The organism is candidate division Zixibacteria bacterium HGW-Zixibacteria-1 (assembly GCA_002838945.1).
GTDB lineage: Bacteria > Zixibacteria > MSB-5A5 > GN15 > PGXB01 > PGXB01.
In genome coordinates this window covers 1-12,307 of record PGXB01000040.1, presented here as the reverse complement: position 1 = coordinate 12,307, position 12,307 = coordinate 1, and the positions used below count along the sequence as shown (strand labels likewise).

14 protein-coding genes are annotated in these 12,307 nt (G+C 47.2%); 11 read left to right on the top strand and 3 right to left on the bottom strand.

All coding sequences use genetic code 11. The features are described 5' to 3' along the window. The first annotated feature begins 83 nt into the window (after positions 1-83). The 4 genes from lptB to raiA all read left to right on the top strand — a co-directional run bounded on the left by lptB (position 84) and on the right by raiA (position 3,805). The gene (gene lptB / locus CVT49_13255) at positions 84-809 is read left to right on the top strand and encodes an LPS export ABC transporter ATP-binding protein (protein ID PKK82517.1); all 726 of its coding nucleotides are present in this window, start codon (positions 84-86) and stop codon (positions 807-809) included. Between the two features lie 154 nt (positions 810-963). Then, positions 964-2,370 carry an RNA polymerase sigma-54 factor gene (gene rpoN, locus CVT49_13250; protein PKK82516.1) on the top strand — a complete coding sequence of 469 codons (1,407 nt, stop codon included), beginning with the start codon at positions 964-966 and terminating at the stop codon, positions 2,368-2,370. Positions 2,371-2,459: 89 nt separating this feature from the next. Then, on the top strand, positions 2,460-3,431 hold the full coding sequence (gene glpX / locus CVT49_13245; protein PKK82515.1) for a fructose-bisphosphatase class II: 972 nt from the start codon (positions 2,460-2,462) through the stop codon (positions 3,429-3,431). Positions 3,432-3,445: 14 nt separating this feature from the next. Further along, a complete protein-coding gene (gene raiA / locus CVT49_13240; GenBank protein ID PKK82514.1) occupies positions 3,446-3,805 on the top strand; it encodes a ribosomal subunit interface protein in 360 nt (119 codons plus the stop codon). Between the two features lie 66 nt (positions 3,806-3,871). On the opposite strand, the gene CVT49_13235 is transcribed toward raiA, so the two are convergent. Beyond that, complete coding sequence (locus CVT49_13235) at positions 3,872-5,224, bottom strand: hypothetical protein (GenBank protein ID PKK82513.1); 1,353 nt, start codon at positions 5,222-5,224, stop codon at positions 3,872-3,874. On the opposite strand from CVT49_13235, the gene CVT49_13230 reads away from it, so the two are divergent. Genes CVT49_13230 through CVT49_13215 form a run of 4 tightly spaced genes read left to right on the top strand, consistent with a single transcriptional unit; the run spans position 5,203 to position 7,954 of the window. After that, entirely contained in the window at positions 5,203-5,424 is a 222-nt protein-coding gene (locus CVT49_13230; GenBank protein PKK82512.1) for a hypothetical protein, read from the top strand. The two genes, CVT49_13235 and CVT49_13230, sit on opposite strands and share 22 nt — an antisense overlap. A 45-nt stretch (positions 5,425-5,469) precedes the next feature. Further along, positions 5,470-6,768, top strand: a complete 1,299-nt coding sequence (locus CVT49_13225; protein PKK82511.1) for a hypothetical protein — start codon at positions 5,470-5,472, stop codon at positions 6,766-6,768. Positions 6,769-6,792: 24 nt separating this feature from the next. After that, a complete protein-coding gene (locus CVT49_13220) occupies positions 6,793-7,314 on the top strand; it encodes a hypothetical protein (GenBank protein ID PKK82510.1) in 522 nt (173 codons plus the stop codon). Positions 7,315-7,348: 34 nt separating this feature from the next. After that, positions 7,349-7,954 carry a hypothetical protein gene (locus CVT49_13215; protein ID PKK82509.1) on the top strand — a complete coding sequence of 202 codons (606 nt, stop codon included), beginning with the start codon at positions 7,349-7,351 and terminating at the stop codon, positions 7,952-7,954. 88 nt (positions 7,955-8,042) lie between these two features. Here CVT49_13215 and CVT49_13210 read toward each other — a convergent pair whose 3' ends face one another. Further along, positions 8,043-9,161, bottom strand: a complete 1,119-nt coding sequence (locus tag CVT49_13210) for a hypothetical protein (protein ID PKK82508.1) — start codon at positions 9,159-9,161, stop codon at positions 8,043-8,045. A gap of 174 nt (positions 9,162-9,335) precedes the next feature. Between CVT49_13210 and CVT49_13205 the strand changes: the two genes are divergently transcribed. Next, on the top strand, positions 9,336-9,977 hold the full coding sequence (locus tag CVT49_13205) for a hypothetical protein (GenBank protein ID PKK82507.1): 642 nt from the start codon (positions 9,336-9,338) through the stop codon (positions 9,975-9,977). Positions 9,978-9,985: 8 nt separating this feature from the next. Here the strand turns inward: CVT49_13205 and CVT49_13200 are convergent, their stop codons facing one another. Beyond that, positions 9,986-10,927: a hypothetical protein gene (locus CVT49_13200; protein ID PKK82506.1), complete on the bottom strand. Its 942-nt coding sequence runs from the start codon at positions 10,925-10,927 to the stop codon at positions 9,986-9,988. Here CVT49_13200 and CVT49_13195 point away from each other — a divergent pair, their 5' ends adjacent. Together CVT49_13195 and CVT49_13190 are read left to right on the top strand one after the other, a co-directional pair. Next, entirely contained in the window at positions 10,928-11,113 is a 186-nt protein-coding gene (locus CVT49_13195) for a hypothetical protein (GenBank protein ID PKK82505.1), read from the top strand. A 257-nt stretch (positions 11,114-11,370) separates the two neighbouring features. Continuing rightward, entirely contained in the window at positions 11,371-11,712 is a 342-nt protein-coding gene (locus CVT49_13190) for a hypothetical protein (protein ID PKK82504.1), read from the top strand. Positions 11,713-12,307 lie beyond the last annotated feature (595 nt).

Sequence of the window (12,307 nt, the reverse complement as noted above, 5' to 3'; positions counted from 1 at the left end):
TCCTATTCCTTAAGCAAATATTATGCGAGTCTTAAAAATTTGGTTGTTTTGAGGCTGTTTCAACATATATATTATATATGCCTATGAACAAATTGAGTTCGACAAATCTGATAAAAAAATACAAGGGGCGGGCTGTCGTCAATGGTGTTTCGGTCGAGGTAAACCCCGGCGAAGTGGTCGGTTTACTTGGACCCAACGGCGCCGGCAAGACCACCACCTTTTATATGATAATCGGCTTTATTCGCCCCAACGGGGGCCATGTTAATATCGGCGATAAGGATATTACCAATTTCCCTATGTATAAACGGGCCCGGATGGGTATCGGCTATCTTGCCCAGGAAACTTCGGTCTTTAGAAAACTCACGGTGGAGCAAAATATCAAGGCCATATTGCAAATGCACGGGATATCCCGAAAAGAACGCGCCCGGCGGCTGGAGCTGTTGCTCGAACATCTTGACATTAAACACCTTAGAAAGCGGAAAGCATATTCGCTGTCGGGTGGTGAGCGGCGCCGGGTTGAAATTACCCGGGTGCTGGTAACCGAACCGCAATTCATCCTGCTTGATGAACCCTTTGCTGGAATTGACCCGATTGCCGTAGAAGATATACAGAAGATAATATCGAGACTGACGGAACAGGGGCTGGGGGTTCTTATTACCGACCATAATGTCAGGGAGACTTTGTCAATCTGCGATCGTGCGTATATAATGTGTGACGGGAAGATTTTGAAGGCGGGAACCTCGCAATTCCTGGCGGAGGACCCGGAAGCCCGAAAAATCTATTTGGGAGAAAAATTTAGGCTAAATTAAATGTAAATTCTGAACAATCTTTGTAAAATAGATAGAGAGATGACTTTGGACACAAGCCAATTCTAAATATGACAGAATAATGAACCGATAATATGAATATGAATGACGACAGGTAGCGTAAAAGGATAAACTCTATTAAAACAATGGCTTGCACATGAAACTCGGATTACAATTAAGACTTAAACAAACGCTGGCTCCCCAGCTTATCCAGTCGCTCAAAATGCTTCAGATGCCTATCCTGAAGCTTGAACAGACCTTAAGACACGAGCTTTCCGTAAATCCGATGCTCGAGGAAACGGAGCCGGAGCTTTCCCAGGATCAGGTTGAAACTCCTGATGAAATTAATCTCAAGGAAGGCGAAGACAAAATCGATCCCCAGTTGGACAAGATCGATTGGGAGAGCTGGAGTGTCAACGAGTTCGATGAATACAAAGTCAAAAACCTTGTTTCGGCTGAAGAAGAGCCTTACGAAAGAGTTCCCATCACCGAAAAAACCCTTTATGATCATTTGACCGAGCAACTTTCCTATCTCAAACTTGATGAAGAAGAGCAATTGATTGGTGAATATATTCTTGGCAATATTTCGCCCAAAGGGTATCTGGTGGTTTCGCCCGAAGAAATGTCGGAAGAATTGGAGATCCCGGTCGAAAAGATTGACAGAATTCTGAAGATGATTCAGCGTTTCGATCCGACCGGCGTCGGATCCCGTAATCTTAGAGAGTCGCTTTTGATACAGCTCGAGGATAAAGGTTACAAAGACTCCATTGCCTATCGTGTAGTGGATCAGCATGTTAACGAACTTGACAAAAAATCGATTCTGCAGATTTCCCGATCAATGGGCCTTCCTTTCGAAAAGGTCCAGCAGGCAATGGACCTGATTAAGACATTATCTCCTTTTCCGGCTCACGGCGGTTTTGAATCATCGGCCATACCGATTATTCCCGACCTGATTGTGGATAAAATCGGTGATGAATATGTTGTGTATCATAATGATCGCCATACCCCCCATCTGAGAATCAGCCCGGGATACCGGCAATTGCTTAAAGCCGGCAATAAAACCTCAAAAGACACCAAAAAATATGTCCGGGAAAAACTGGAACAGGCTCGCTGGCTGCTTAATTCCATCAATCAGCGTCGATCCACCATGATTCGGGTCATGGAGGCGATTGTCGAAGAGCAGAGTGACTTTTTCGAAAAGGGTCCGGCCTTCCTGAAACCGCTGATTATGGAGGATATCGCCCGCAAGGTCGAGATGAACGTGGCCACGATCAGCCGCGTGTCCAACGGGAAATATGTCCAGACGCCGCAGGGTGTTTATGAAATAAAATATTTTTTCAATTCCGGTATTGCCAATGAAGACGGCAATGAGATGTCAAAACGGCATGTCAAAAACAAGATTGAAGAGATAATCAGGGCTGAAGATCCCGAAAAACCGCTGTCCGACCAGGAAATATTCCAGAAACTCCAGGAGGAGGGAATTAAACTGGCCCGGCGGACGGTTACGAAATATCGTGAAGAGTCAAAAATACTGCCGGCTCGATTTCGCAAGCGAAAGGCTTGAGCATTTGAATATAAATTCTCATTTATATTTTTGCCCGCCGCCCATCGGCGCGGAGATGGATTCGTATAACATAGGAGGCTGTTTATTCAATGGATCGGAATCTCGCTTTAGAAATCGTTAGGGTTACGGAGGCGGCGGCTCTGGCCAGTGCCGAGTGGGTCGGGCGCGGCAATGGCAAGGGGGCTGATCAGGCTGCGGTCAGTGCTATGCGGGAATGTCTGGAAGGTATCTCATTTAAAGGAACAGTAGTTATCGGCGAAGGGGAACGCGATGAGGCCCCGATGCTTTATATCGGTGAGCATGTCGGCAATGATGATTCACCGGAAGTCGATATTGCCGTCGATCCCCTCGAATGTACCAATTCGGTTGCTTTTGGGCGGCCCAATGCCCTGGCGGTAATTGCCATTGCGCCCAAAGGTAAACTTCTTCATGCACCCGACACATATATGGAAAAAATAGCAGCCGGCCCGGAGGCGGCCGAAGCGATCGATCTGAATCTCTCGCCGGAGGAAAATATCGGGCGGGTTGCGGAATGTCTTGGTTATAAAATCCCCGACATGACCGTGGTGATTCTTGATCGCGAACGCCATGAAAATCTTATTGAACGAGTGAGAAAAACAGGCGCCCGAATCAACCTGATATCGGACGGCGATGTCTCCTCGGCTATTGCGGCCGCCATGCCGGAAACGGGTGTAAATATGCTGATTGGTATCGGCGGCGCGCCGGAAGGTGTCCTGGCCGCCGCGGCCTTAAGATGTATCGGGGGCGCCATGCAGGGGCGGCTTGTCCCTCGCAACCAGGAAGAGCGCGATCGTGCCCGCAAAATGGGCATTAAGGACATCGACAAAATTTTCACATTAAACGAACTGGCCCAGGGTGATGATATCATGTTTGCGGCCACCGGCGTCACCAACGGCGACCTGCTAAAAGGGGTCCTCTTTCGCAAAGACGGGGCGACGACCTACTCCCTGGTGCTCAGGCAACGCTCCGGAACCCGGAGAATTATCGAATCAGAACATTATTTCAAAGAAGGCCACCCGGTCAGAATCTTGGACCAATAGAAAGGAGTAGAGAAATGAATATCGAAATCACCGCAAGGCATTTTGACTTGACTCCGGAGTTGAAAGAGCATGTCGAAAAGGAGGTCGCCGGGCTTACAAGGTACTTTGAAAATATTATTTATTCGGAAGTTATTCTGGATGTTGAAAAATACCGCCAGACGGCGGAAGTCAAGGCCAGGGTATATAAAGAAGTAATTACCGGCAAGGCTGATTCCGACGATATGTATGCATCGATTGAAATGGCCATAGATAAGGTCAAGAGCCAGCTTAAAAAATACAAGGAAAAGCTCAAAGAAAGACGTCCTGAGGAAATAACCGAAACCGTCGAGCGGGCCACGAAGCCTGAAACCGACGTCGATGCCGTCGATATGTAATTGAATCAAGTATAGAATTTTAAAGACTCCCGCGTGACTGCGGGAGTTTTTTATTTAAACGAATTGTTATTTATAATATGACAATTCGAAGCGGCGCAGGCAGGCCGAGGCGCAGTCTTGGACTTGATTGCTCCAGACGTATAGCTCAACAGCCAGCTCATGCCCGGCGATATCGACATTCGGAATATTTATCTTTTTCGATATAAGCAAATCGCCGGTCTGCGATGAAACATTTTCGGTATAGATAGAAACGCCATCGACGATGTACCCGATGACGAGGGTGGCGTCATTCAGGGTGACATTAATAAACCATGTCACATTCTCGGCATCGGCCGGAACCAGCACCGTGTCGGCCATGGTCATCAGTCCGAATCCGTTAATCTCGCACGAATTATAATAATAACACTGATTTTCCGAATTCATAAGCCAGCTTTTCCAGAAAGCAAGATCCTCAAGGATCCAGTCATCGGGATTGGTCACGCCCTGTGAAATAAAAAGAACATTTTTGATCTGACCCTGAAGCACAATGGCGGTATCGTTCACAATTTTGACAATAAAAGTATCCGAAAGGACCTGATAGACCGGATTGCCGACATCTTCAACGGCAATCAGCCGGTTTCCCGGCGGGACATTATCGATGGTAAAACCGCCCGACAAATCGGTCACATCGACCAACCCGGTCGGTGTCCCTTCATCATTGAGGATGGTGACTTTAACATTTTCGAGGCCGAGATCATTATAGGCGGTGATCGTGCCGGTTACGGTATTGGTGAGTCCGTCACATTCCAGCAAGACATCATGAATCAAACCGGTATCAATGGTCAGTTGTTCCGAATAATCGGTACACCCATCTTTGGACAGCTCAATGGTAAACGGGCCGGGTGAAAGATGTCTTATTTCATAAGCTCCACTGAAACTGGCCGTATCGACCAGCCGCCCGACCGAAACGAGGGCGCCGGGAACGGGGATTCGAGTCCCGGCATAATAGGCATGTCCCGAAACGGTCTCCCCTTCGATTAAAGGTATCCAGATGCCGGTATCTCTATCCGCATGGCCGTCGGAAACATTCAGCATCACTTTCAAAGACATGCCGCCCTCAAGAACCGGGGTTACGGTCAGCGTACAAAGGGACGCCAGGGTATCGGAAAAACGCCCCGCCTTAGGATAGGTGGACCATTTCACGCTTATGCTGTCCCCTTCCGGATCGGTCACATAGGCGGTCAGGACAACATCGGAACCGGGGTGAACGGATGTCGGGTAAGTGACTATTGAGTCTATAAGTGGCGGGTTGTTATCCGGCCCGGAGCTGTTTTTGGAGCAGCCCGACATAAGTAAAAAAGCGCCCATCAAAACGGTCAGGAACAGATCCCCCAACCTGATGCGCGGCGTCAGGAAGTATGCCATATAATTATTCGTCATTTTACCGGAGAATATACATCAAGCAGGGGGAATTGTCAAAGGTTCAGATGCGCGAACGGCGGTCAAACATGAACATGTTTAAAAATAATTCCGGCAGTGGGGAGAACAGGAATATAGCGCCGCCACTGCCGGTTCTTCCGGACTTCGTGAAAGGAGTGTTCTCTATTTCTGTTGACCGGTTTCGGTCTTATTCTATGTGATATACCAATCTGGCCGGAAATTATTCGAAGCCGGGAACCATTTTATTGAAAAATATAAAACTTTTTGAATTGACTTTAGGCCCCGGTCGGCGCAAATTTGGGGGAAATTTTAACGATTACCATATTGAGGAAGAAATGTTTATAAAAAAAGCTTTTGGTGTAGTATTGCTTTTTCTTGTTATCCTTGCCTGCAGTAAGACGCCGGAGGGGGAATTTTCGGCCGATATGGAGGTCAGCGATAATGAACAGACGGTCATTACAAAAATATACGTCGCCGATTCGCTGTATCGAATGGAGCAGGAACAAGGAGAGGAAAAGATTGTGGTTATTGTGGACGAGCGCAGCGGTATCACGCGGGCGCTGGTGCCTTCGCGAAAAGAATATCTGGAAGTCTCCACCACCGACCCGATCAGCCTGACCAATGACCCCTTTCAGGGCCTGAAATTCACCATGACAATCGCCGAGAAAACCGATCTGGAACCGGATATGATCAGCGGCTTCCGGTGTGACGGATACCTGCTGAAAAAGAGCGACCAGGAGCTTTTATCATACTGGATCTCACCGGAACTTAATTTTCCGCTGAAAATCATCAACCATACGGCCAACAGCCTGACCCTCGAACTGAAGAAAATAAAACGCGAAAAAATAGACCCGGCCCTGTTCGAAATCCCCGCCGATTACAAAAAGATGAAGGGGCCCAATGACCAGGCGATCGAGATCCCCACCTGGGTGGACCAGATCGAAACGGCGCAAATCCAGGCGCCACCGTTCGAAATGGAACTTACCCAGGGTGAGATGGTGCGGGTTAAAGTCGAACCCGGCAAGGCCGTAAATGTCTTCGGGCAGGGAATCAATGACGGTTACACGGCGCTGACGGTCGTGCCTGTCAGAGACAACATGCCGACCATCGATCCCGAGGCCCGAACACTTAATTTGACGCAGGGGCGAACCGGCAGTCTGGTTTTCGAAGAGAGCCCGCTTGAGGCGGACGAAATCATTATCCGCACCCGTGAAGGCGCGGCCCATGTGAAGGTGACTCAGTTCGAAATGCCGGAGGGTGAAACCGTTTCGGCCGGGAATGTATTGCGCAAGAAGATCGTTCCAGGGAAAAAGATTGATGTTCGAATGGTCAATATCTCCAAGGGGGAGTCAAGCTGTATATTGACTTTTCTCATGAACGGCAAAGAATTGGCCGGTGATTTAATCGGCCCCGAAAGTTATCGCACTTTTGTCATGAAAAAAGAATATGGTTACGAAAAAAGGACCTTTTCTCCCAAAGGGGATGAAATCTTAATTAAAGTAACCAAGGGCGAGGTAAGCATCTCGCTGCACCCTCTGGAGTAATCTTTTAATTGCGGCATTAATTAAATGGAATTAATCGCGGTTTGCTATCCGGAACTGAGAGAAAAGGACCATGATTTTATTCAGTCTATCCGGAAAAAATATGATGAAAACTACCCGATGATCGGGCCGCATTTTACACTTATTTTTCCCACGGCCGCTATCGACCGTCAGCAATTTGTCGATCACTGTCGGCGGGTTTGCAGCGATTTTCGACCCTTCTCGATTCTCATACGATGCGCCCTCGTCAACAAATTCACCCGCGGAGATAAATGGTTTGCCTTCCTGGTCCCGGATGAAGGCTTCAGTCATATCGTCAAGCTTCATGACCGACTCTACACCGGAATATTAGCCGATGAATTAATACTGGAAATTCCGTATATACCTCATATAACGATGGCCCAATCAAAGGAAGCCGGCGTATGCAAAAAGGTGACCGATGAATTCAATGAGCGAAACTTTCAAATCGGCGGGACCGTTACAAAACTCGATCTGACGATATTTGAACCGGGAAAAGTGATGACATTTGAAAAGGTTGAATTAGGATGAATTTTGATTCCTGTTTTATTCGAATGATTTAAGCATGCTGAAGAAAATAGTTTTTATAATAGTCGGACTGATTGTCATACTTATAGGTTTGCTTCTGGCCATATCCGCCGGCGAGAATATTTTTAATCTTGCTCTCGATAAGGTGATCGAGGTCGAGCAAGAGGGGTTCATTTATCATGTCGGATATTTGATCGGTTCCACGGTCATTTTGTTTTTCGGCATGGGCTTGATCCTGCTGGGATACTGGCTGATTCGTCGAGGTATCAAAGGCGGGAGGGATAAATCGGCCAGATCGCAATTCGAGATAGGCCGGGTAATCAAGCCGTATAGATCGGCCTATCCGAATCCGTTAAAGTTGAAAAAAGACGATAGAATCCGAACCGGTGAAAAAGAAAGCGAATGGCCCGGCTGGGTCTGGTGTACCGATAAAAGTGATATAAGCGGCTGGGTTCCGGAGAGCTATGTCCGGATGAACGGCGCCGAGGCAATTGTTATTTATGATTATGATGCCACCGAATTGACGGTTAATCCGGACGACGAATTAATAATTATAAATGAAGAAGTCGGCTGGTACTGGTGCCTTGGGCAGAATGGCCGCAGCGGCTGGGTGCCGAAAGAGAACGTGAAAATAAATCATTAATTCTCTTCTATTATTTCTCTCGATATTAAAATAATTCGGCCCGGTGGAAATACCGCCGGGCCGTAGATTTTTTGGGGAAAGATCTGAATTACAGGCAGGGCCAGAAATACGGACAGGCCATCGGAAAACCTAGCTTATATAAATAGGATATCAAGGCTGTGACGTCGAGAATATTCGTGGAGCAGCTTCCGTTGACATCGGCGGCCCGGAAATCATCCGGCCCCGCCCCTTCCTTGTAAAGGTAGCTTATCAGCCGCGTGACATCCAGAATATTCACCGTTCCGCCGCCGTCAACATCGCCGCAAACGAACGTCGTGACGGACGTGAGAGAACCATTTACGATACAAACATAGCTGGTATCGAGGCGCCCGGTTAGAATCGTATCGCAACACCAGACCGAATCGACCTCGGGACTTTCGCAGGGAACCTGCCACATAAAATCACAGGGAGGATCGATTCCGGGTCCGCAGGTGAAGCATCTCTCTATAGACACAGTATCTGTGACAACGCCGATGCTGAACCCATGCATATCCGAAAATGAGAAGTTGTCAAGATTATCTCTTTGAATTAATATGTCGACAGTGCGATCCTGAATCTCTTCCGGAAGGTCATAGACATTGACCAGAAGCTTTATCAGGGGGACGCTTCCATCTTGCGGCAAAATCCCGGGATTATATGGAGGAGTAAAATCATGGGCCATAGCGGTTATTTTTAAATCATACCCACCCGGAGAAAACGATCTGGCTGCCACATAGTTCCACCCGGAGATCAGGGTCCCGGTGGTGTCAACAACTCCGACCTGGACATAATGGGTATCGGCGGTCAGCCAGTCATAATCGACCCCGAATAATAAAACTGAATCGGTAATATCATTGGAATCGACACATAGCAGGCCATCCCATTCCAGACACCGCCAATATAACATATCGGCCTTTAGAACGGTATCGCGGACAAATTCCATGATATCGGGCCGATTAAGAACCAGCCATAACTCAAAACCGGCCACAGTGTCCACTTGATTTACCAAATAGACATCAATAATGGCATTATTCTGTCCCGATAATGCGTAAGAATCTTCCCCTTCCACCTTCAGTTGGCAGGTTTGCGCCGCTAACGGTGCCGATGCCAGGGCGATCAGGATGACCAGCAATAGCAGACCGGTAATCGACCCAAAAAAGACGCACAAAGACTTGCCAGAGACTCTCATGGCTCGTCCCTCCATTTAGAGATTGATAATAATGTTTCGGACCGTTAGCAGTATTTATATAAATATACAGCCTATACCATCTTTGTCAAGGAATATGATTTTTTGAAGTTGACTTATCACCCGAAATGATTAGTATTGAGTCTTATAAAATTAAGTCAACATCGAGGTGTGCGGATGAAAAACTTTATAATATGTCTGACAGGTTTATTCCTGATATTATCGCCGGCCTGCAGCAAAAAGGCTCCGGAAAAGATCGATATCGGGACAGTCGAAAATTCCATTTACAGCAACAAATATTTCGGTTTTGCCCTTGATCTGTCGAAGGATTGGCAGATTCAGGAAAACCAGACCATCCAGATGATGCGTGAGAGGGGCAAAAAACTGCTCTCGGGTGATGACAAAAATATGCAGGCGGCGCTTGACCTGGGCGATTTATCCACCGTCAATCTGCTGCTGGCTACCCGGCATCCGATGGGCGCCGAAGTCGCCTTTAATCCAAATGTTGCCATCGTGGCGGAGAAAATAGATCCGATTTCGGGCGTCCTGTCCGGAAAGGATTATCTTGCCAGTGTCGTCGAAATCCTGAACATGAGCGATATAGAGGTCAGTTTTGATGGGAATTTTAGGTCAATGAATTTCGGCGGTCTCGATTTCGACAATATGGGCGTGGTTATGACTTATCAGGACAAATCGATCTCGCAGGAATATTTTGCGGCAATCATAAAGAGTTACGCCCTGTGCATAATCATTTCATATACATCTGAAGATCAGCATCAGGCTCTTTACGATCTTTTGCAGACTTTGAAGTTTCGTTAGCTGATGTACTAATTATCCGAACTGAATTTATCCAGCTGTGTCTGATAAAATTCGTTTCCCGGCTCCTCGTCGATGGCCAGTTTGATCATCCTGACCGCTTCGACTTTATCGCCACGGGCATAGCAAATCTCGGCCACCGTGTTGAGCACTTTGGCGCGGTATTTTCCCGGATAAACCATATCGACCGCGCGACGGGCATAAAGCTCGGCTTCTTCCAGATCGATTTCCCGCTCCAGGCACCACTTGGAAAACTCGTAATACTTGTCGCGCTCATTCATCCAGTCCGCACCCATAGTGGCTTTTTTGATGGAGATCGCTTTGGTGGTGTCATTCTCGACCTGCAAAGCATAGTCTGCCTTCAGAAGCTCATGCAGTTCCTTGTATTGCGCGCTTCCGGCGGTGGCGTCGATACCGGTCTGAAGATACTTGGCAATCCGGACATTTTTGCCCAGCTTGCGGGCCAGGCGCGCCATCATCTGCCCCACTTTGACCGTGTTGCTCAGGTTTTTGGCGGGATTGATAAGGGCGTTATCGGCGGCTGGGAGAACCGAATCGAATGGTATCTGATCGAGCCAGGCGGCATTGGCGAAATTACGGAATATATCATAGCTGAAATCATAAGCCTTGATGGTTTTCAATTCCTCGGCCTGGCGAAAATATTCGAGCGCCTTGAGATTTTCATAAATGTCGGTGTAATATCGGGCCAGGATGACGGCGTCATCGAAAGTCGGCGCCGTCTTGAAACGATTCTCTCGCGCGCTGACCGTGGTCAGATCGCGCAGTTTTGATTGCAGGGTATTGACAAGGGCCTTGCCGCCGCCGGTATAGCCGGTCCAGCGGGTGATGATATCGCCCTTCTGATCGGTCAGGATATAGACCGGGTAGGTCGTGCCGACCTGGTATTCATCCTTGAGCTTCTTCCCTTCATCGGTCGTGACATTGAGCGGCACATGCACCACCGCCTTGAGCGCCTCGATGATGATGTCTTCCGTTTCCGCCTCACGGGCGGCCTGCTGGCAGAATTCTCAGTCGGTGTGGACAAACTCCATCAGGACCGGCTTCCCGGATGTGGCCGAGATGGACCACGCATGCTCGAGAGACTCGACTTCCTGGGCAAAGGCATTGGCGGCGATTAACACCAGAATTGCCAATAAGATTATAACCGCATGTTTCATATATCTTTATACAATTGAGAGGTTATTTGTAATGTTTAATTATAATATAAAGAAGGGAAATTATCAAGTGGGGCATAATTTTATCCTTTTAATCCATAACTTGTCTTTCACTGACACTGATTGACAGCGGAGATAATTATCATTTATAAAGCAAAAGTCAGGAAGAAAGGGTGGCATTCCCAAGCTTGCTTGGGGATGTTCTTTGAAATCTTCTATATATGGGAAAAAGAAAAGAATTCAATTTTGTCGGACATGCCCATGAATTAACTTTCACATGTTTTAAAAACCGACCTTTTCTCTTGAGTGAAAGAGCGTGCCAAAATTTAGTATTCTCGATCATAAAAGCCAGAGAGAAACATTCTTTTGACCTATGGGCCTATGTGTTCATGCCAAATCATGTTCATTTACTTATTTATCCCAATACGAAGAAATATTCAATAGCCAGGATACTGACTTCAATCAAGCAACCAGTATCAAGAAAAATGGTAAATTATTTAAAAAGATATTATCCCATTGGATTGCAGTTAATGGTGACAGGTCAAAAAAAATGTTCCTTATAGATTCTGGCAGGATGGCGGCGGATATGATCGTAACATATTTTCTCACGATGCATTGGCAAAAACAATTGATTATATGCATAACAATCCTGTAAGAAAAGGCTTGGTAAATACACCGTTAGCATGGAAATGGTCGAGTGCAAAAGACTGGATTGGTGCTGATAACGGGCCAATTAAAATTGAAAGATCCAGTTTCCCTATTTTGTGACCCCGCCCCAAACAAGTTTGGCGCGGCCACCCCAATTCCAAACAAAGTCTGTCAGCGGCCCCTCGTGGCCCGGAGGTTCTGCTCCGGGTTTCTTGAACCATATCACATTTCAAAAACGCTACCACTTTGATGGTAAATCCATCCGGGGGGTATTATAGAGGAGATAGAATATCATTATGGCTACATGTGCGTCAAAATTGGGGATTACGGATTTGTTTATCATAAGGAAAATAGGCAAGATCGCTTTCCCCGCCAACGGCGGAATTTTGACTCCTGACTTGCAAAATTTCCTGTCATTCCCGCGCAGGCGGGAAGGTGGATTCACATTTGAAGTGCAACAATTGCTCTAAAAATACTTCAGACGGTGTTTGAAAGTCCAGACATTTTCTC